This window comes from Roseateles sp. GW835-FHT13E02, assembly GCF_058794035.1.
Genome location: NZ_JBXAGJ010000010.1, coordinates 18,331 through 39,555, shown reverse-complemented (window position 1 = coordinate 39,555; position 21,225 = coordinate 18,331). Strand labels below are relative to the sequence as shown.

Below are 21,225 nucleotides of genomic sequence, written 5' to 3'. Positions count from 1 at the left end.
CTTATGTCCATTGGCCTTGTCGATTCAAGCAGGCTCTGTGGTCAAAACTAGCCAGCTCTCGAAATCGAGCTCGGGCGGCTGCGCTAGCTGCTCGCTCGCAGCCGTTTGCGCGCGGACTTACGCGCTGCGGCCATGATGAGCCCCATCCATTCGGCCAAGCTCAAGAGAAAATTCAAACTACAACGAGACAAAACGCCGCGAATTCAATCTTCGGTGAGACACGGGTGTTGAGGCTCGCAGCGAACTGACCCGTGGTGCTCGTTCAATACTGACCCACCCCTGAAGGCTACCCGAGGGAGCCTGTGTCTGTGGATATCTCTGAGCTCTTGGGGGCTCCTTTCTTGCGTTGAGTAGGTCTGGCGCGAGCCGCCGCGACGGTCGTGCTGCTGTGCTTGAAGCGCCAGGACTCGTTGCCGGTCTCGACGATGTGGCAGTGGTGCGTGAGCCGGTCCAGCAAGGCCGTGGTCATCTTGGCGTCGCCGAAGACGCTGGCCCATTCGCCGAAGCTCAGGTTGGTGGTGATGACCACGCTGGTGTGCTCGTAGAGCTTGGAGAGCAGGTGGAACAGCAGCGCCCCGCCGGCCTGGCTGAACGGAAGGTAGCCGAGTTCGTCCAGGATGAGCAGGTCCACGTACATCAGCCGGTGCGCGATCTGCCCGGCCTTGCCCGCGGCCTTCTCTGCTTCAAGTGCGTTGACCAGTTCCACCGTCGAGTGGAAGCGCACCCGCTTGCCATGCCGCTGGATGGCCTCGATGCCCAACGCCGTGGCCAGGTGGGTCTTGCCTGTCCCCGGCCCGCCGATCAGCACCACGTTGTGCGCAGCCTCGGTGAACTGCGTCGTGTGCAGCTTGCGCACCAGTGTCTCATCGACTGCGCTGGCCTCGAAGTCGAAGCTGGCGATGTCTCGGTGCGCCGGGAAGCGCGCCGCCGTCATCTGGTACGCGATGGAGCGCACGTTGCGCTCGGCGCCTTCGGCGTCCAGCAGCTGTTCGATCAGCTGCTCGGGTTCCAGCGCCGCGTGGCGGCAATGCGCCACCAGTTCCGGCCAGTTGGACGCCATGCCGTGCAGCTTGAGCGCCTTCAGCCGCGTGACGATCTCGGTGCTCATGGGCGGACCTCCTGCTGGTCTGGGTGGTGTGGGCGCAGCGCGTCGTAGCGCTGCACGTCGGCGCGGGGTTCTTCCTTCAGCGCCGGTGTGGGTTGGGCCAGTTCACGGATGGCCGTGGTGCCGTCCTTCAAGCGCGCCAGCACGTTGAGCACATGCTCGGCGCTGGGGCGTCCTGCTTCCAGCGCAATCTCTGCGGCCGCCAGCACCGCCTCCAGGCCATGCACCGGCACAGCCGCCAGCACCTGCGCCATGACGCGGTCGCCGCCCGCGTGTCGCAGCAGATGGCGCTGCAGCGTTTGCAGCACCTCGGGCATGGCCTTGAACGGCGCGCCGTTGCGCAGCGCCCCTGGCTTGGTCTGCACCAGCGGGATGTAGTGCTGCCAGTTGTAAAAGGTCAGGTCGCGCTCGAAGCTGCGGGTGTGCCGGGCCACCTCGACGCCGTCTGCCACCAGCACCAAGGTGTCGGGGTAGGCGCGCAGGCTGAGCACGGCGTTCACATGCCGCGTCGGCACGCTGTAGCGGTTGCGCTGGAAGTGCACCAACGCCGTGGCGGAGACGCGCACCGGTTGCTCGACGTAGCCGTCGAAGGGCTTAGGGCACGGCATCAGCCGCGCCTGCTCGTCTTGCAGCAGGTCGGCCACGGTCAGTGCCGGCCACTCAGGATGGGCGGTCTCGGTCCAACAGGCGCGGCAGCGCTCGGCGAGCCAGGTATTGAGCGTGGCCAGGTCCGGCCAGCGCCGCTCGCTGGCTTCGCGCCAGACCTGGCGGCGCCGGTCCTGCACGTTCTTCTCCACGATGCCCTTCTCCCAGCCCGAGGCCGGGTTGCAGAACTCGGCCTCGAACAGGTAGTGCGAACACATGGCCTGGAAGCGCGCGTTGACCGAGCGCTGCTTGCCGACGCCGACCTTGTCGACGGCCGTCTTCATGTTGTCGTACACGCCTCGACGCGGCACACCGCCCAGCGCCTGGAAGGCGCGTGCATGGGCATCGAACAGCATCTCGTGGCTCTGCGTCGGGTAGGCCGTGAGCCAGAAGGCGCGGCTGCTGGCGAGCTTGGTGTGCGCGACCTCCAGCCGTCGGCGCAAGCCACCGACGAAGACGTACTCGCAGCTCCAGTCGAACTGAAAGGCGTCCCCGAGCTCAAAGCTCATCGGCACGAAGGCTGCGCGCCGTGGCGCTGCGTCCTGCTCGGCGCGCCAGGCTCACACCCAGCGCGTCACACGGGCATAGCTGCCGGCGTAGCCCAGGGCGCGTATCTGCTCGAACAGCATCTTCACCGTGCGCCGGTCGCGCACCGGCCGGTGCTGGTCGGCTTTAAGCGCCGACGCCAGATGCTCAGCCCAGGCATCCACCGCGCTGGCGGCATCTCGCTTGGGGTACTTGGGTTCGGTCACACCTTCCTGGCGTAACCACCGCCGCACGGTGTTCCGGGACAACCCGGTGCGACGACTCACCTCGCGGATGGACAGCCCATCTCGCAGGTGCATCCTTCTGATCTTGGCCAACATGCCCACGCTGATCACTCCTGTTTCCCCTGCTCATCCATTGAGCAGGTCAGTGTGTTTTGCGTGGGTCAGTTTTGCGCGAGTATCACCCCGCTACGTGGGTCAGTTTTCGGCGAGCGTCAACACTGCAAGCGCTAGGTGGCGTTGACCAGCTTTGGTTGACGAACGGGCAGGCAACGATGGCCGCGCTCTATCAGCAGTATTTCAACCTGCGCGGCAAGTGGCACCTCATTCAGCGCCTGGGCGGCGAGTATGAATTGCTTGTGGGCGAGGGGGGGCGGCACGTCGATCGGAAGCTTGAGGCCTGGCGTTCCGCGCGAGAGTCGCGTGTAGCAGTAACAGGCCCTGCAAATCGATAACGAGATGGAGGTTTTGTTGCCGCTTTGAACCGACGTTAGATTCGAATCATCGGAGAAAAGCTGAATGAGTCGTGCGAGGCAAACTGGACCATGCGCGCATTGACAATGCCGATCGAGGAAGAAAAGAAATGACGGAAGAACCAGTTGCCAAGCTCGTAGATCGCTTGCGCCCCCTGTGGCTGCTACATACCGGCGGCGCCTTGGTAAGTTTCGCGGGCACCGCGCTGAAACTCCTCTATTTCTGGGGCGTCGGCGGCGTTCCCATTGGCCAGGCCGCCAGCACCGGCACTATGGTCAAGCTCGTTCTTTCGTCAGCAAATCAAGGTGGGTTGGGTGCGCGTGTATCGTGGTCAAAACCCCGAAGAATGTTCGCTCGGTCCATGTCCCGAATCAGCTGCAGAAGGCACTGCACCATGATGCTGCAGTCCACCAGCGCAGCGACATCTCCGGGATCGTTCACCTGCGCACCGAGCTGATATTCTGGGCACTTTGAGCCGACGCGCTCTTGCGTTACCCAGTGCATGTGCGCGTTTTGGGCAATCCAAGTGTCGATCCCTTCGCCATCTTCAATCATCGCGCGGGGGATGAACGGCGTTGGCAAAGGCAACATGGAGTCAATCTGCTGCTCAAACCTTTCCAGTAGTCCGCGAAGCTCGGTCATCCTGTCCATGAAGGACCAAGTGGATTGGACTTGCACCCGTGCAAGTTCGATCGATTCACGATAGTTCGAATAGCCCAGGCCGCCCATATCCGGCACGCCGTATTTAATGAGCGTCCTGCGAAAGATGTCGAAGGCTGCTCCGTTCACTTGCCGGCAGATTGTCGACAAGCGAGCAATTTCGCGCGACGGCAAGTAGCTCAGCACTAGGCTTACGAGCTCTATCGGCAGTCGATCTAACATTTGCCACTCCGTTTCCTCGCCAACCCAACCGTAACCAGTTGGACTAGCCGAATTCTTCAACGGCTGGATTGACTCGAACCAGAGGTTGCAAGCAAATGTCAGAGTTGACTTTGCTTTTGCATCGTTGAGAGTCTATGAGACGGCAGGCTTCTTTCAACCCCCTAGGCCCAATGTCGCCAATCGCATCGAATTGTCGTTCTCACGGCCCGTCGTCGCGCCCCGATTCAGGAGGGGCTTTTGGCCAACGCGAAGCCGGTGAAAGGTCTCGTTAGTCGAGTGGTCCCGCGGCATCATGTTTGCCATTTAGGGCAAACGTTGGGGCTCGAAAGACTGGTGCAAAATACTGCCTTCAGCATCCGCGCTGCAACGTCAATGCTCACGCGAGTCGCAGTGACTTTGCGCTTCACGCTAAAGAGTAGCTTGGCGCAAGGAGCGTACGCGGCTCCCGCGATGCGCATACACCGCCGCCAACATACTCAGGCCGCTGAGTAGTTGCATCCATGTCGTGGCTTCGGGCACGGCGGACACATCTTGGACCCGTACGCGTAGCATTTGGCCGTCAAAGTATGTGTTCAGCACATAGTTCGGGGTTTCCACCGAAGTGAATTCGCCACTGATGCTGGCACCGCTGAGAAACGCAAATGAGTCGCCGATTTGCGGGGAGTAGTTGCCGAAGTCCACTCGCAGCCTGCCGTTGAGGCTGACATGGCCATTCACCTGCATTAGATCGTAGACCAGCCCGCTTGTGCCGCCGAAGATCTGGATTTCCAGCGTCGAATCTGCCCCTAACAGTAACGAGCCATTGATGGTCAACTTACCAGGTGAGTTGCCGGGTGAAACAGTACCCGACCCCACAATCACTGCGCCGTCAATAGTTCCAGAGCCACTCAGAATGCCTGCCTTCAGGTTGAGGGTTCCAACAGTGAGATTGCCGTTCACATGTGTGACCGCTTGATCTGCGGTTTGGTTCAGTGTCTGACCTGCCATCTCAAGGGTGCTGCCGACAGCTATGTCTATCCGACCCTGGTTGTTCAGGACGGAACCGTTCTGCAGGTACATCTTCAGCACGGAGGTAGGGCCAGTGATCCCATCTCCTTCAACAGATATGCGTCCCTGATTCGTCAATGCTTGACCAAAGCCGTAGACGAAGCCGCCGCCGCGCAGCGTATGGCCGCTAGCCACGGTCAAAGCGAACGTGCCTAAGCTTACGTTCGTGAAGTCGTTGAGAAGCGTGGTTGTACCGGAACCACTCAAGCGTGTATCACCGTCGAGATGAATACTCGCAGGATCCATAAGACCGGAGCTGCGATCCGCGAGGCTGCCGACAATCAGCTGCCCGTGGTTATCTATAACACCCGCTGTTGTGATGCCATTGCCGCGGCCAATGGTCAGTACCGCATCTTGGGCGATAGAAGATTGGCCCTTTATCGATCCATTGAACATCAGGTTGCCAGTGAATCGAACATTCTCCGTGTCGCTCCTGAGCAAGCTGCTGCCTGCACCGCTAATCGTGCCGCCGCGGATCCCTCCACGCATCTGCCCCCACACGCTGTGCAGCTGAAGAACATCAACAAAAGCGTTGTCCGAAACCTTGATCAAACCTGATGAGTTTTCGAGTACGCCTCCCTCCTTGGCATAGAACCGCAGGCCGCTAGCGTCCACAGTCAACGTGCCCATATTGACGAGGTTGATACCATCGCCACCACCTATTGACGACTTGGCGTGGACAGTCTGGCCAGCTCCGATCGTTAATGTCCCTGGACCACCCATCAGATAGGTCGTGCCGCCATCAACAATCATGGGCGTCGAGAGAAAGGTTGTGCCGGTTCCAGCCAATGTGGTGTCACCAGTAATCCATACGAACGCCGAGCCGGTGACTGGCGCAGCGATGATTCCCTTGTTCAAAACCTCCCCTGAAAGCCGTAATGCCTGACTGGCGGCAACGTCGAGCGTTCCTTCATTGACAATGCGGTTGACGGTTGTATGACTCAGTGATGAGCCATTGAAACGGCTTCCCGCAGTTATAGCGAGTTCCCCTACGACTCCGCTCCAATCGCCCTGCTTCTGCGTGTAGCTGCCCCGGACTTCTACGCGGGAATTGGAGTAAAAATTCCAGTCGCCGGAGATGTTGCCCCCGTCAAGGATGAGATTCGCCTTCTGCTGGGCGCCTCCGTAAACACTGACCAAATTGTCGTTCCCGACCTGGGCCGGGATGTCGCTCGTTGCGTGTAGCAGGCCGCCAGCAACGATGCGGACCTGGGACAAGCCATCCCATCCAATGAGGCCGAAACCTTTGGCTGAAAACGCTTGATTCAGCACGGCCTCGCGGACTGGCACCCCAATGAAAGTGTTCGGCGGAACGCCCTCGCTGACGTCTCGGATCGGCGAGACCCAGACATTCAATTGCGGCAGAGGGGCAGGGTACTTGTCTCCTAGGTACCAGTTGTCTGGATCGAACCAGTTTGAATCCTTGGTTCCAAGCCATAGATTTGCGTTGATGATGTAGACATCTGCTCGCGCTAATGAACAAAGCCCGCATGACAGTGCAAGCATCGTCAAAGGCAGCAGTCTGAGCAGGCGACAAGTCGGGGTGAGGAGAGAGTTCATCGGTGTAGCTCCCTGGAATCAGTTTCGAAATGCCCGATTCGGCGATGAAAGGGCCTGATAGGGAACTCTTGGCGACTCGGCGCTCTACCTATTCCCTTCGTTCAAGGATGACAGGCATGTATGTCGGCTCAGTGCTCGTAGCGATGCAGCCTCATCAACTCGCAGGACGGAACTTGGATTGCACTGCCAGTCGATCGGTTACGACACTCAGTTCTGTAGCGGCCGGCGTCCGTTCGTTCATGGAACTTCGCTGGGCGTGCGGTTATCTGTGCAGTTGGAGAAGTCCTGGGGGCGCCTTCTACGAGGTCAGAGCTCCCCACAGCAGAGAGATCAACCATACCGCGAGCGGGACGACCGTGATGAGGAAGACGATGGTGAGTAGGCCCCCGACGACAGTGAACTCCTGTTGCGGGCCCTCGGGAGGCATCTGATCGCTCATACCCAACTCCTCGCGTCTACGCCCGTTGCAGCTCAGGATATCGAATCGCGCTCACGCCTGTCCTTGGTCGATGCCCTTGTGCAGTTCGGCGGCCATCCTGTTGGCCTTGTCCATCAGTTGGACAACCCCATCCACATTGACCCGCGTCGTGAGCGCCACCTCCAGTTCATTGCACAGGATCCTCAGCGCGTAGGCCGATTTACGAAGGTCGACCAGCGCCTGGAATCGCTTAGTCGATTCTTCATTGCCAACGAAGTTTGCCCCAGCGGTGATGATGGCTATCACGGCCGTCGAGACGGAGGCCAGATGAGCCGCTTGCGGCCTGTCGAGTCCAAGTGCCCCCAAGGTGGCAGCGCCAGTGGCAGCTCCAGCGATCACTATGGCTAGCCGCACTCGCCTCAGTATCTGCCGTCGGTTGAGCATCGTCAGCCAGCGTGCATCGAGCTCAACATTCACCTCCGTGGCAAGGAGCAGCGAGAAGCGGGCGCGGGGCTCCACGACGTCCCACGATGCGGGTGCCTTGCGGCTACCCGCACTCGGACCTTGGACGACTTCTTGCTCAAACTGAGGGAAGGTGCCGACTGCCGTCTGTAGGGCTTTGGGATCAAGCTTTTCAAGTAGCGCAGCCAGCTCGTTGAACGGCGAGCGGGCAGGATCGATGAGGGTCACGGGCATCCTCCAAACAAGCAGGGCAGGTCGACGCGAAAGAAGGCCGTGACGGCGCGAGCACCGTCCTGCGTGACGGAAGCTATACGTGCAAGAAGGCTTCGGCGTTGGTCCGGCAAGGTAGTGAGAAATCCGCTGGGCATGTGCACATAGAGACTCTCAGTGGAGAGGAGCTGCGTGAAGTCCTGAAGTGACTTGGAGTTGAGGCTCGCGGCAACCAATCGGTCGACCAAGGCGCGCGGTTGCAGCACGCTGAGCGTTGTGACTGGAAATCCCAACGTCGGTTGAGATTGTTCGGACTGCACTTGATAGTGTTCCGCGGTGTAGCAGCCCATCAGGTAGACGGGTCGGCCGGCCTTCGCAGCCATCTCCGAAACGGTAGAAAGTGGGATCGCGGTGCCGTTGCCTGTCTCAATGATGAAACTTCCATTGCTGACGTGCCCGATCACGACAACTGGCGAGCCGGGCGGTCCGCTAGCGAATACCAGCCTTAGCGCCTCGACGACATCACCGCTGATTTGATCGGGGTGGGTGAAGACGACATTGAGGCCGCTGCCTTTCAAGCCCTGCTGAGCTGTGTAGTCAGGAAAGAGTGATACCACCTGCATGTGCGATCGGTCGAACGGCACGCTGGCCAAGCGACGCCAGCTTGCAATGTCTGGCGGGATGCCCGCGTACACACAACAGGTGTTTAGGCGGCTTAGCCAGCGCGGCGGGCCGATCTCGCGCTCGACGCGCTCCAACGAATAGGCGCGGCCACCTGATATCTCCACGAGTTCGGCGAACCTGAAACGGTTGGTCGCCATGGTGAGTGCGCTGATGGCATTTTTTTGCGTGACTTCTTCTGCAAGAGAGCCATCCAGTAGCACCTTAAGCATGATGTTGGCGTTGGCGCTCCTATCTCCAAGCAATCCCTGTAAGCTGACCTCTAGGCGAACCGAGTCACGAAGCTCGGCGGGGGTTAGGGCGAAAAATTTGCGGTCATTCTCCGAGCCGCGCACTAGGTTGGTCGTCATCCAGGCGATGCCATCGCGTCCTATGTGTATGACGACGTATGCACCTTTTGTAGTGTCGGTTTCCGGCCCCAGTGCCTGAGTGACGGCCTCCCAATGCTTGCGGGCTTCGGCGGATGGCGTTTCTGCCTGTGCAGCTGATCTCTCCGATTGGGCTGCCCTTACTAGATCGTCACGGGTGGGGTGGACGTTTTCGGGTGGGACGTGAGGGATGGGTTTGTAGGGCTCGACTCGTGTGGGCGGGCGCGGCCTTGCTGCCGAGGGTGCTGCGCTGGCGTCACTCCATATGCCGAAAAGTACGAGTCCGGCCAGCGCTACCCCAGTCAGCGATCTCCAGGCGATGCGTCGCATGGCGTTCTCCTTGAGCCCTTGGCATTACTGTCGTCAGCCTGGCGCGCTCGCCGCTTCCGCCGCTTCCGCCGCTGACGAGGCTTCGGGCTGGGGCTCGGCATCGCTCTCTCCAGGGGGCTGGATGTCTTCTGGCGGGCGTTCGGTTATGTCTGGACGGATAGGTGCTGCACGTCCTGCAGCGGTACCGACATCTCCTTCACGCGACCCGCCAGCCGACGGTGGATCGAACGCAACTGGAGCAGCCTCGAAAGTTGGTTCGGGCTTTTGGCCGCAACCGGTGAGCGCCGGCGCTCCGAGCAAGATCGCTAGCGCCCAGGTGGCGCCGCGGCTCCTAGTTAGGTATAGCCTCATGACGCTCCCTGTCGCCGCTTCAGGTGCAGCGCTGTCGGATGCTAGGAGCCCATACCCGCGGATGCATCCATTGAAATGAGGATGCCTTGGGATGTTGGATCAGCAGGAGCCCTTGTCGATCTTCGATGAGCGTCTGGCCGTCCGACCTTGACGGCGCTTGGCAGCTCAGCCCTGCGCAGGCGTCCAGCGATGCGGTAGCAGCTCTTCGAGCCGGGAGTTGCGCAGAGGGCCGGCCTGTTGAGTGAGCGTAGCGTTCATGTGTTCACTAAAGTTGAGATGGACACGAAACCCCCATGCGCCTAACGGCTCTTCAAGATGGTTGGACTGGCCGCTCACGCTATTACGCGAAGCGAGGCCCAACATCCTGGCGCGGACGCGCTGCCAACTGAGCCAGTGGCGCCGGCCGCACGGCATGGCTTACAGATTCCAAGGTAGGGATGCATTCATAAACACGATTACGCGACTTCGAACCTACGCCTGCAATTCGTTCTTGAAAAACGTCACGTCGTCGGCGTTGCTGCAACCTATGTAGACGGTCTTGCCGTCGTCAACGAGGCGAGCAATTTCCTCTGCAAGCATGAACTTCCTGGAACTCATGCGCATGTTGGTGGTGTCCGCGTAGAGCGTGGCGCAGCCGGTGGGGATATCAAGGACTTCCCGCCGGCCATAGGGCACCCCCAAAACGCCCTTCCTGCTACGGGCCGCGCAGAACTTGCGTGCCGCTGCAAGAACGGCCGATGCCTGCGGCAACTCGATGCGATACCCATTGCCCTTTGCCTGCTTCAAGGGAGTGAATACAAGCGTATTCGGAATAAACGAGGCGGCGCTACAGCGCACCGCATTTGCTTACGCCTTGCGCTTGTTCGAAAGCTGTATCCTCGGTTTCTACGTGAGCTTCTATGGCGCGGGACTGACCAGTGTCTCCGGCGCATTGCGATGTGCCATCCGGCCCAATGTTGATATGACCGAGGGGCTCGACCTAGAAAACCCGTGGCTGGCCGAAGGCATCGCTCGCAGCATGCGCTCGGTCAAGCGCGCAACGGCCATGATGAGCGCCTGCCTGTCGGCCAAGCTCAAGCGAAAATTCAAACTTCAACGAGACAAAAAGCCGCGAGTTCAAACTTCAATGAAACACGGATTCAGCCCTCGATGGGACAAAAATCGCTAAGTACTGGATTTGATGGAAGCCGCAGTTCAACCTTCAGCGCAAACCGACAATCTGTTCGACCCATGGGGCGTGGCCAAACCTTCATCGGCGGTCGATAGCCTGGGTGGCATTCCTCCATCTCCACAGAAAGACTCCTCGTCATGAAGTACCGCGCACTCTTCCCCTTGGTCTTGGCATGCAGCGTGTTCAGCTGCCAGGCGGCTGACTTCCAGCTGCGCCTGATCGGCAGCACCGCCCTGCCCACGGGCACAAAGTTTCAAGGCGTGGAGTTCGGCGGCATTTCAGGGCTGGATCGCGCAGCCGATGGCAGCTACTTCGCCATCTCGGACGACCGAGGCGGTGAGCGCGGCACGCCTCGCTTCTACAAGCTGCATCTGGACTACGACGCCTCGGGCTTCAAGGCCGTGACCATTGACAGCCAGACCACGATGAAGCGCCCCGATGGCAGCGCCTTCCCGTCCAACGCCCGCACGGTGGACCCCGAAAGCATCCGCGTGGCCCCCAATGGCAACCTCTACTGGTCCAGCGAGGGCAACTGGAACGCCAACCCCCAACTGCGCTACCAGCCCTTTGTGCGCGAGATGAAGACCGACGGCAGTTTTGTGCGCGAGTTCAACACGCCCGCCATGTTCAATTACGTGGACAACGCCACCACGGGCGGCCGCAGCAACAAGCTGTTCGAGGCCCTGACCGTGGCGCCCGATGGCACGGTGTGGACGGCCAATGAAGACGCACTGATCCAGGATGGCAACATCACCTCGCTGAGCAAGGGCAGCACGGTGCGCGTCACCGCGCTGAACCCGCTCACCGGCCAGTCCGGCGCGCAGTACGCCTACCAGCTGCCGCCCATCCCCGTGGATGCCGCCCCCGGCGCGCCCTTCGGCCCCGACAATGGCCTGCCGGAGCTGCTGGCCCTGTCCGACACCCGTTTCCTGGCTGTGGAGCGCGCTTTCGCCTCGGGCGTGGGCAACACCATCCGCCTGGTGCTGACCGACACCACCGGCGCCACCGATGTGAGCGGCATCGCCAGCTTGAATGGCGCCAATGGCGTCACGCCCATGAGCCGCGAAGTGCTTTTGGAAATGGCGATTCAGTACCAGGGCATCACCCTCGACAACGTCGAGGCCATCAGCTGGGGCAAGACCCTGGACAACGGCAATCGCACCCTGGTGCTGGCCGTGGACAACAACTTTGCTGCCAACCAAAGCACCCAGTTCATGGCTTTTGAAGTCAGCGCCGTGCCCGAGCCCCAAAGCTGGGCGCTGATGCTGGCCGGCCTGCTCGGCGTGGTGGCCCGCCGTCGCGCGCCGGGCCGCCATCGCAACGCGGTCTGAAGTGTTGATCTGGCCCGTCGCAACAAAGCCAAGGGCCGAGTGACACAGGGTCAGGTCTTGCGGCTTGACCGGTTGCCTGTTCATCGGAGTGGGTCTGCCGGCACGCATTGCCATTGCGCTCACTGTTTTTCGCCGAGACCTCCAGAGTTCCATTTTTCTGAGGTTCGGTTTTTATGGGCCAGGCGCCGGTGGGTCTCAGAAGCGCTTCGGTGCGTCGAGCAAGCAGTCGTGCCGGGCGCACCAATAGAAAGCCTTGGCTCGGTGTCATTGGATGGGCGCCGTTAGTGGCGCCACAAGTTTGCGCGACATAAATAGCTAGACTCCCGCTGCGGACTACGAGCGGAGAGTCGATGGCGAGGCGATTCTTTATCAGCTATGCGGCGAATGACCCAGATTGGCCGGAGGTCGATGTCTGGTGTTTGGCCGACTGGATTCGACGCCAACGCGTCCTAATGCTTCAAATGGCTAGACTCGCTGCAAACAAAATGCAAGTGAGGAGCCCATGACCTTAGGGGTCAAACTGCATCGAATATCGCCCAGAGACAAGGCCGACCAAGCCAAGCTGGATGTCGTGTTCATCCACGGCCTTGGCGGGCATTGGCAAGCAAGCTGGCAAGCGAAGCAGGGAGCGCTGTCTTGGCCGGAACTCTTGGCGACTGATCAACCCGAGCTCGATGTGTGGTCTCTGGAGTATCCAGCCATTCCTTGGCACTGGCGTGCGAGCAAGGCGCAAGACCAACTGAGCACGGCAGACATGGTGCCGCGCATCGCGCAATGCATGAAAGATGCAGGGATAGCCAACTCGGGCGGCCGGCCATGTGTTTTTGTGTGCCACAGCTTGGGCGGCATTGTGGCCAAACGCTTGTTGCTTGACGCCGAAGAGCAGGCTCGTGAGCAAAACAGCAAGGAGAGTCTTGACCCCGCCAAGGTTGTTGGAGTCCTTTTTCTTGGAACTCCCCATCGCGGCTCTGCCATGGCGGATTGGCTCAAGACGGCCGAGACTGGAAAGCAGCTCATAGCGTCAGCGGCGGCCAAAGCAACGGAGTTCATTGCGGCGCTTGCCGGCAGCGCTGAGCTTGCCCGCGCTCTGGTAGAGAACGTGGGCAACGCTGTGCTCGCCACATCGACCCTCATCGAGGAACTCACTGCCGGCAATGCTGACCTGGCTAGGTTGAACGAGCGGTTCATTACCTACTGGCAAGAGCGACATCGGGATGGCGCCACTTTGCGTGTTCGCATCTGCGCCGAAACCCACAAACTCCATCTGATCGATCAACTGGTCGTTGATCTCGACAGCGCTGATCCCAATCTGCGTGTCACCTCAACTGGCGTATCACTTCCTATTTTCAAGCTTCCGTACGACCACATGCAAATTTGCAAAGTGGTGGACCTGGACAGTGAAGTCAGCGGCTACCTGCGCGGCTTGATTCAGGAGTGCATGGATGAGCCGGAAGGCGTCGACCTGCAATTGCCGCCCCATCGTTATCAAGCTGTTTCAGCCGTCGGGCGCTTGATCGCCTCCAAGCGAGAAATCCAGGAAGCCTTGATCGACAAACTGCAGTTGCGGCCTGCTTGCTCGCACCGCGAGGTTCGCGACAAGTTGATGGGGCAGGCGGATATGCTGGCCGGCGCCAAAGCCGTCGACGTGCTTGCGGCTTGTCTTCGACAAGAGGGACACAAGCTGCACTTGAATACCTTAGACAAGATCGTCAGCTGGGCGATGGTCGCCGGGCTGGTCCCTGATGCCTGCTCCTTTGCTCCCAACAAGATTGTCGCCTTCGCAGTGCCCGGCGATCGGTTTACGCCCGGTACAGATGTAGACGCCGCCATACTGGAAACCGCTCTGGCCCAGGCCTTGCGCCGAATACCAAAGCTGCCGGCCCCGAATGCCCCAAGCGGCACAGACTTCTCCCCCCATCTCATCGCGGCGGGAGAGGTGATGGCCCGGGACATCGATCCTGGGCGTTTGCTTCACTACTTGGAGCGGCGCGTCTTGGACGAGGTGGAACTGGGGCCTAGTCAAGCACTCCGTGACGCACTCGATCCTGAAAAGGTCTCGCAGGCGTCTGCGCTGAACCCGTGGGATCGAGGAGATTTGCAGAGTCGCGTTTTCGGTATGGGTCTCGATGGTCGGGGCATTGGTCTCGATGATCGCGTTCGAGAAAGCTTCATGAAGAACCAGGATTTTTATGATGCGTTGCGGAACTCACCGCTCCAGCAGGTTTTGTTCATCATTGGTGCGGCTGACAAGAAACCGGGTGATTCGGAACTGGCGCAGTTCAGAGGCGCCCTGCGCCAGTACTTGAAAGACCGGCAGAGAGTGCAGCCGAGCAAACAGCCCTGAATCTCCCTCTGAACTCACTTTTGATCTGCGGCCATGACCAAACCATTCGCATTGACAGACCCTCTGCATCTGAGCTCCAGCCTGGAGCTTCCCGAGAACCTTCATTCACCGCGCAACTCAGACAAGCCTCATAGTTACGTGCCGAGGTACCTCTTGGAAGACGAGGTTCGCATGGCGCTTCGCTTGGCCTGGGTTCGTTCCCGCCCCCTATTGGTCTTAGGTGAGGCAGGGATGGGCAAGAGCCAATTGGCCTCGGCCATAGCCCACGAGTGGGGCGTGCCTTTGCTCAGCCATACGGTGCAGTCCACGACCACCGCACAGGATTTGTTTTGGCAGTACGACGCCGTGCAGCGCCTGGCCGAGGCACAAGTTTTGGGGGCTGTGCACAGAGACGGTGGTCTGAGTGAAAGTGAAGTTCGGCATGCGCTCGATCCCTTGAAGTACGTGACGCCTGGCGTGCTGTGGTGGGCCTGGGCTTGGCAGCAGCTGCGTGACCGGCGCAACAATGCCGGCGATGAGGCCGCATGCTGGCACACGGAGGAGCCCAGCCATCCCAAGGAATGGCGCCCTGCCAATGGCTGTGTTCTGCTGATCGATGAGATCGACAAAGCGCCGCCCGATTTGCCGAACAATCTTTTGGACTGCCTGGAGACCGGCAGCTTCCTCTTGCCCTGGAATGGTCAGCGCGTAAGCTTGGCTCGAGGGGTACGCCCGCCTCTCATCATCTTCACTTCCAACGGTGACAGAGACTTGCCCGCCGCCTTCAGGCGTCGTTGCTTCCAAGCTCGTTTGGAGTTCGGCGGGCGCGACCCTGACCCGGTCCAATGGTTGTGTGCGCGCGCGGCTGTGCACTTCGGCGAGGTGGAGAAGGACTCTGATCTCGCCAAAGCTGCAGCCAAGCAGATCCTCAGCTTGCGGAGCGAGGCTGCGGCTGGAGACTACCAAGCGGGTGTTTCCGAATTCTTGGACTTGCTCTACAGCGTGAAGAGCTTGGAGACGGATGCCGCCAAGCAGGTGGCCTTGGTCGAAAAGCTCGCACCCTTTGTGCGCAAACCTCGGGCATTGCGCTGAGGCAGGGGCAGAGCGTGCGCGTCAATTGCTCGTCCGATGTCGGCTTGGCAGACCTGCTGTGGCTGGCTCAAGCCTCAGAGCTGGATGATGCCGCTTGTCTGGCAGTGGCTGCCCGGGCAATGGATTGGCCATTTGCGCCGCAGCATGAACATACTTTGCCCCCAGGGCTGGGCGGCTCAGACCTTGATGACGGTGCTGACCCACCGCCTCTCCAACCACCGCCCCCACCCCCACCCCCACCCCTTGCAGGCGCCTCTCACAAACTGCCTTTGCGGGCGCCGCCACTTTTGACGGTTGAGGTCCACGTCGGATTGGAGCCATTGCGACAAGGCCCGACGATCGAGGGGGATTGGCGGCAGTGCGATCCTGCCGAGGTGGCCATCTGGTTCCAGCAGCCTGCACAGGCCGCAAGGCCGCAGTTGCGGCAGATAGATGCCAGCTTGAATCTGATGCACCAACTGTCAGTTGCTCTAGCTCGGGGCCAAGGCAGCAGGAGGGTGGACTGGGCGGCTTTGTGCGAGCGCTTTGCCCGGCTGGAGGCACTCCTTCCTTTGCCGCACCTCGCTCATGCGTTGCCGGCCAGTCATTGTGTAGTGCTGATTGACCAATCCGCGCACCTGCGCCTCTGGTGGGCGGATTGGAGGGCCCTGGTGCTGCATTGGTTGCGGTTTCGAGGTGAGACCGGCCTGGAGGTCTGGCGTTTGCCGCAAGGCCCAGCTGGCCCATGGGTGGCGGTCGGGTCTGAGGTCAGCAGGGCGCCTTGGTCAGCCGACACAGCCGTCTTGATCCTCAGTGACTTTGGGGCCTGCGCACCTGTTGCAGAAGGTCATCGAGCAAGCTTGCAGGAGGATTGGTACCAATGGCTGCAAGCGTATCGCGACGATGCCGTGCCTCTGGTGGGCTTGGTGCCTGCGGGTGCACCAACAAGCCCCAAACTCAGGCTGCGCCTCACCCATCTGCTGACTTGGGGAGCCCATCGCCCCACGCAGGCGGTGGAGCCGCTGGTGGACCGTTTGCTCCAAGCGCTCAGCGTCTGCCCATGGTTTGATGCTGGCTTGCTGAGGGCTTGCCGTGCGGAGCTGTGGCCAGAATCGGGTCCCGCGGCTGAAGCCCATGTATGGGGCAGTGATCATCTGACACCAACGGCTTGGGAGCGTGATTGGAAATCCTCCCGTCGGGATCAGTTTTCGACGGCGCTCAACGATCCCCTGCAGTGGCCAGATTCCCAACTGATGAGCTTGGTGGACTTGCACCTCCGGTTCTGCGCCTTGGCGCCGCCGGTGCACGCGGATGTGGTGGCATTGAACTTGTCCGCGTGCCTGGCCCTGCGTGGCTTGAGGCATTCGGCGCTAGAAGAACGTGCCAGTTTGGCCCGCGAGCGCCAAGCCAGGCTTGCCGGTCATCTGCTGAGCAATGCTTCAGCTCGGCGTGATGGTGGGGCTACTGTGGCCGGGAATGTGGCGGGCTTTGCGCATGCGCGCGGCGCAAGTTTGACTTCCCAAGCACGCCAGCACAACCGAGCTTTGGCCAGCCAGTGGTGGGCACTGGACGCGGCATTTGAAGTGCATGCAAAAAGGGCGGCACCCAAGCCAGTTGATGTGGACGACAGCGTGTTGCGCCGCCTGCTGGAGCGCAATTCTGGCGGCGAGGTCCGTAGCTTTGAATTGCGTCAGAGGGGCGCTGAGCTCTACTTGTACCAGTCACCAGCCACAGGCAATGCCGGGGCATTGTTGAAAGAGGGCATTGAGTTGGAGGGCGCGCTGTTGGGGCTGAAGTGGGCGAGCAAAGCCGAATGGCAATTCCTGGATCTTGGGTCTTGCGATCAGCAACGCGGCCTGATGCTCGGTCGATTGCCCGAGCCTGCGGCGACAGGGCAGCAGATCGAGCAAGTCATGCGCATGCAGGCCGCTATGGCAAGGTCGGCAACTTTCTTCCAGTATGTGCAGCGGCCGCATTGGGCTGCGGCATTCAAGGGTGGAAGGCGAGATGGTGCGATGGGGCTCATCCACTGGCCAAACGGTGAGGAATGCTGGATACAAGTCTCGAAAGATCAGGGGCGCCTGGAAGAACGTGATCCTCGATGGGTTTTGCACATGGACGCCTTCGGGCCTCGCTTGCAATGGGAAGAGATGGTGGAGCGAGCGCTTGCTGAGGGCTCCTCGCCAGAAGCCTGGGATCACTTGGCCTTCCGTTATCTCCCCCCCGCCACCTTCCTCATGGGCTCCCCCGAAGGCGAGGGTCATAGAGGCGAGCACCCCCAACACCCCGTCATCCTCAGCCGAGGCTTCTGGTTGGCTGAGACCCCCTGCACCCAAGCGCTCTGGCTGGCCGTCATGGGCAGCAACCCCAGCCATTTCAACAAAGGCCCGGAGGCGCCGCAGCGGCCAGTAGAGTGCGTCTCCTGGGACGATGTGCAGCAGTTCCTGACTCGACTTAATAAGCTGCTGCCCGATGGTTGCGAAGCCGTGCTGCCGACCGAGGCGCAATGGGAGTACGCCTGCCGCGCTGGTACCCAGACGGCCTACAGCTGGGGCGACGAGCCGGAGGACAGCAGGGCTAATTTCAACAATCGGGGAGACAAGGGCTGGGGCTTTGAAGAAGGCACGACCCCGGTGGACCGCTACCCGCCCAACCCTTGGGGCCTGCGCGATCTGCATGGCAATGTCTGGGAGTGGTGTGCCAATGATCGGCGAAGCTATGAACACAGCGCGGTTCGCGACCCGATGGGCGGCACCAGAGGTGAGGCCCGCGTGTTGCGGGGCGGCTCGTGGTTCGACCCCCCCGGTGACGCCCGCTCGGCCTACCGCGACCGGGGACCCCGCGGCGGGCGCATTCACGACGTGGGCTTTCGCTTTGCCCTGAGGTCTTCCAGCCACCAGGGGGGCGAAGCCCCAGCCCAGAGGGCATAGAAACGCGCGCTTGGAAGCTAAGGCGCGAGCGGCCGGAGGCCGAAGTGATGCCGCAAAGCGCAAGCCCGCACGGAAATCGAATGCCAAGAAACTGATGCTTGATCCATGAGTCTGCATTGCTATTTTTGTTTGCTTCCGGCGCGTGAGCCAGTACCTGCGCAGTCTGAACTGAATGTTTTCATGGCAGCCGAACGGGTGCTGGCCGTCCAGTGTGACTGGCTGTCCGACGGTGCCCACAGTTCTAGGGCCTTGGCCAGCCTGGCTTCTGCGAAATGGAGTGCGAGCTGATGTGGCCCACATCCGAAGCCTCGCGCGCCCCGGTGGGCGACTTTCCGCCACCCTGGGCCAGCGCCTGGGGCGATGACCACTTCGGACTCTGGGCCGACTTGACGGTGAACGGCGTCACGCAGCGGATGCGCTGGATTGAGCCCAGCGGGTCGGAGGGCTTCTGGATGGGCGCGCCTCAGGAAGAGCAGGACCGCTTGTCTGACGTGGCCTATCGAAACGTCTTGATGGAGCGCGAGGGAAAGAACGCGCGGCGAGTCGTGGTGCAAGCAGGATTTTGGTTGGCTGACACCCCCTGTACTCAGGCACTTTGGACAGCCGTTGTGGGCGGCAACCCCAGCCATTTCAAGGGCCGATCCGATGCAGCGCTGCGGCCCGTGGAACACGTGAGCTGGGACGATGTTGAACAGTTCGTGATTCGTTTTGCCGCCACCCCCGAATGGGCTTGCGAAGACCGTCTTTGCCTGCCGACCGAAAGCCAGTGGGAGTATGCTGCCAGGGCAGGCAGCTGCACGGCCTTTTGGTGGGGCGAAGAGGCCAAAAGCAACATGGGCAATTGGAATGGGGAGCAGCGCGGCACCACGCCGGTCAAGCGCTACCCGGCCAACCCTTGGGGCTTGTTCGATATGCATGGCAATGTATGGGAATGGTGTGCGGACCCATGGCGGCAGCGTCTGGATGCGCCGGAGGCGCAGTCAGATTCAGCGGCGGCTCGAGTGTTGCGGGGCGGCTCGTGGTTTTTCCACCCTGGCTTCGCCAGCTCGGCCTACCGCAGCGGGAGGCCCCGTGACAAGCGCTTACCCTACGTGGGCTTCCGCTTTGCCCTGAGGTCTTCCAGCCACAATGGGGCGGAGCCCCCAAAGGTCCAGGTGTGGCTCGGAGGGCTCGGAACTTAGCCTGAGCTGGCAAGGGGCAGGGGGTTGGGGCTGGGAGCGGAGCACCCAGCCCCGGCGGGCCTGGCGACAGGCCCGCATGCCTCTGTTTTCCTGTTCCGTTTCTGCACCGCTCGGCGCAGCGTGGCATGGAGCGCGCGCTGCGCCGTTCCTGCCCGGATCACGGCGTGTTGTTTGCGTCTTGCTGCGCGCCTTCCGCATCGCCATTCATCCAAAACGCCTCCCCCACAAATGCCCATCCGGGTCCGCCAGGTCGCGAGTTACGTCCCTTCTGGCGCAGTTTGCCTCGCTGCCGGCGCTTGCTGTCCTATCCGAGGCGCGCCGCGACGATTCGGGCAAATTCGTCTCTGGAGATGGGGCCGTGTGCGCCGTAGTTCTCGTGCCCCTCGTCGGCGGTCCATTCCGCGAAGTAGGCGCTGTTCGGCTCTTGCGCACGTTCCAGCGTGAAGTAGCGCCTTTCCTGCGTTGAGTTCCTGCGCCGGCACAGAGCGAGATACCTGGCTTCGGCCACGGCGATGACGGGCGGCATGACGAGGGGGCACACCTCGTGTCGATCCAGTGAAAGCAGATGGCGGCTGGAATTCGCCGCCATGGACTTGAGGTAGCTGTTGAAGTGGGGGGCGCTCAGGACTTCGAGCCTGGACCAGACTTTGAGTTCCATGCATCGGTCGGCTGCCCACCGCCACAGCTGGTCCATGAGCGCTGTTTCGCTCCAGCCGCTGTTGAACAAGGTGTCTGCCAGCCTTTGATTGCCGAGGTGGGCCGCCGGGAGGAAACGATGGGCCGAGCCGTAGTGCAAAGGGCGATAGAGCTTGCGGCCCGAGGGTAAGTTGGGGCGTTCAACCCAGTACTCGAAGGGCTCGATCGGCTGTGTTTGCTGCTGGGCCATGGCTTTCCTCTTTGCAGGCTCTGTTGCCATGGGTGGGCATGCATCCAGGCCCGTGGCACTGGCGATGCTCACATCACTTGATGTCGGTGCTGTGGCAAGCAGGGCCCATCATGCGGATGGCTCCGCGATGCGGAGGTGCTTCGCTTGTGCTCAATTCGCCGCTTGGCTGCTGGCCCAGCTGCGCGCGGTTTCAGGCGCTGTTCTCCGCTGCCGCCGCTGCCGCGGCCTCCGGGCTCATCCAAAATACCCCCCACAAATGCCCGTCCGGATCCGCCAGGTCGCGGGCGTACATGAAGCCCAGATCCTGTACCGGGTTCACATCGGCGCGGCCGCCCTGGGTGCGGGCCACTTCGTTCATGGTGTCCACCGCCTCGCGGCTGGCCAGCGAGAGGTTGAGCATGTGGCCGGCAGTGCCGGCGGGTGGCAGGGGCAGCTCGGTGAAGCTGCGCCATTTGCTGTGGCTGAGCAGCATGGTGTGGATGGTCTCGCTCCAGACCATGCAAGCGCCTTCGGCATCGCTGAACTGCGGGTTCAGCTCGAAGCCCAGGGCTTGGTAGAAGGCGATCGAGGCGGGCAGGTTCTGGACCGGCAGGCTGATGAAGATCTGTTTGAGGTGCGGGCTCATGGGGAGGGGCTCCGTGGGTGAAGGGGTGAGCAGGTGAAAAAGTGAACAAGTGAACAGGTGAACAGGTGAACAGGTGAACAGGTGAGGGGCTGGTGAACTCAGACGACGAAGCGGGGTGGGGGAAATCGACAAGACGCTGCCGCGTCATTGGATTGCTGCTCATCAACTCTGCGTAGGCGGGCCCGAGTCTCCGCGCTTCGGCCTGGTGCTGCCCTGGCACAAACGCGCATGACGGCGAAGGCGGGCGGCGCACAGAATCGGGCAGTGGACGCGAGGGGAGGCCGTTGGCGCGACCTTGGCCTTGATCTTTTTGTGTGAGGCCTGTCGAAGAAAGCCGCCCTCGTTCGTCGTGTTTGTTGTTCATTCCATTCAGTACGCCGCGGTGTCGGCCGCTCAGTTGCTCGGCC

The 21,225-nt window shown here is 61.2% G+C and carries 14 protein-coding genes and 1 pseudogene; 6 read left to right on the top strand and 9 right to left on the bottom strand.

The genetic code is table 11. The annotated features are described in order from the left end of the window. Positions 1-286 precede the first annotated feature (286 nt). From istB to AC1Q6P_RS11365, 7 genes and pseudogenes are all read right to left on the bottom strand, one after another. Entirely contained in the window at positions 287-1,108 is an 822-nt protein-coding gene (istB, locus tag AC1Q6P_RS11395; RefSeq protein ID WP_492664844.1) for an IS21-like element helper ATPase IstB, read from the bottom strand. After that, positions 1,105-2,616 (bottom strand): annotated as a pseudogene (gene istA, locus AC1Q6P_RS11390) (IS21 family transposase). The gene istB and the pseudogene istA overlap by 4 nt, the downstream one beginning before the upstream one ends. Positions 2,617-3,291: 675 nt before the next feature. Continuing rightward, positions 3,292-3,873: an F-box protein gene (locus tag AC1Q6P_RS11385; protein ID WP_492664845.1), complete on the bottom strand. Its 582-nt coding sequence runs from the start codon at positions 3,871-3,873 to the stop codon at positions 3,292-3,294. A 408-nt stretch (positions 3,874-4,281) separates the two neighbouring features. Beyond that, the gene (locus tag AC1Q6P_RS11380; protein WP_492664846.1) at positions 4,282-6,480 is read right to left on the bottom strand and encodes an autotransporter outer membrane beta-barrel domain-containing protein; all 2,199 of its coding nucleotides are present in this window, start codon (positions 6,478-6,480) and stop codon (positions 4,282-4,284) included. A 490-nt stretch (positions 6,481-6,970) separates the two neighbouring features. Further along, entirely contained in the window at positions 6,971-7,588 is a 618-nt protein-coding gene (locus AC1Q6P_RS11375; RefSeq protein ID WP_492664847.1) for a hypothetical protein, read from the bottom strand. Next, entirely contained in the window at positions 7,585-8,601 is a 1,017-nt protein-coding gene (locus AC1Q6P_RS11370; protein WP_492664848.1) for a hypothetical protein, read from the bottom strand. The genes AC1Q6P_RS11375 and AC1Q6P_RS11370 overlap by 4 nt, the downstream gene beginning before the upstream one ends. A gap of 1,170 nt (positions 8,602-9,771) precedes the next feature. Beyond that, the gene (locus AC1Q6P_RS11365) at positions 9,772-10,086 is read right to left on the bottom strand and encodes a hypothetical protein (RefSeq protein ID WP_492664849.1); all 315 of its coding nucleotides are present in this window, start codon (positions 10,084-10,086) and stop codon (positions 9,772-9,774) included. Between the two features lie 4 nt (positions 10,087-10,090). On the opposite strand from AC1Q6P_RS11365, the gene AC1Q6P_RS11360 reads away from it, so the two are divergent. The 6 genes from AC1Q6P_RS11360 (at position 10,091) to AC1Q6P_RS11335 (ending at position 19,307) form a co-directional block, all read left to right on the top strand. Then, positions 10,091-10,468 carry a hypothetical protein gene (locus AC1Q6P_RS11360; RefSeq protein ID WP_492664850.1) on the top strand — a complete coding sequence of 126 codons (378 nt, stop codon included), beginning with the start codon at positions 10,091-10,093 and terminating at the stop codon, positions 10,466-10,468. A 140-nt stretch (positions 10,469-10,608) separates the two neighbouring features. Then, positions 10,609-11,802, top strand: coding sequence for an esterase-like activity of phytase family protein (locus AC1Q6P_RS11355; RefSeq protein WP_492664851.1), 1,194 nt, complete (start codon positions 10,609-10,611; stop codon positions 11,800-11,802). 502 nt (positions 11,803-12,304) lie between these two features. Next, positions 12,305-14,146 carry an esterase/lipase family protein gene (locus tag AC1Q6P_RS11350; RefSeq protein WP_492664852.1) on the top strand — a complete coding sequence of 614 codons (1,842 nt, stop codon included), beginning with the start codon at positions 12,305-12,307 and terminating at the stop codon, positions 14,144-14,146. A gap of 33 nt (positions 14,147-14,179) precedes the next feature. Continuing rightward, a complete protein-coding gene (locus AC1Q6P_RS11345; RefSeq protein ID WP_492703179.1) occupies positions 14,180-15,217 on the top strand; it encodes an AAA family ATPase in 1,038 nt (345 codons plus the stop codon). A gap of 782 nt (positions 15,218-15,999) precedes the next feature. Continuing rightward, positions 16,000-18,126, top strand: coding sequence for a formylglycine-generating enzyme family protein (locus AC1Q6P_RS11340; protein ID WP_492664853.1), 2,127 nt, complete (start codon positions 16,000-16,002; stop codon positions 18,124-18,126). A gap of 287 nt (positions 18,127-18,413) precedes the next feature. Then, on the top strand, positions 18,414-19,307 hold the full coding sequence (locus tag AC1Q6P_RS11335) for a formylglycine-generating enzyme family protein (RefSeq protein WP_492664854.1): 894 nt from the start codon (positions 18,414-18,416) through the stop codon (positions 19,305-19,307). 304 nt (positions 19,308-19,611) lie between these two features. On the opposite strand, the gene AC1Q6P_RS11330 is transcribed toward AC1Q6P_RS11335, so the two are convergent. Together AC1Q6P_RS11330 and AC1Q6P_RS11325 are read right to left on the bottom strand one after the other, a co-directional pair. Next, complete coding sequence (locus tag AC1Q6P_RS11330) at positions 19,612-20,193, bottom strand: hypothetical protein (protein WP_492664855.1); 582 nt, start codon at positions 20,191-20,193, stop codon at positions 19,612-19,614. A gap of 190 nt (positions 20,194-20,383) precedes the next feature. Continuing rightward, positions 20,384-20,818 carry a VOC family protein gene (locus AC1Q6P_RS11325; RefSeq protein ID WP_492664856.1) on the bottom strand — a complete coding sequence of 145 codons (435 nt, stop codon included), beginning with the start codon at positions 20,816-20,818 and terminating at the stop codon, positions 20,384-20,386. Between the last annotated feature and the right edge of the window lie 407 nt (positions 20,819-21,225).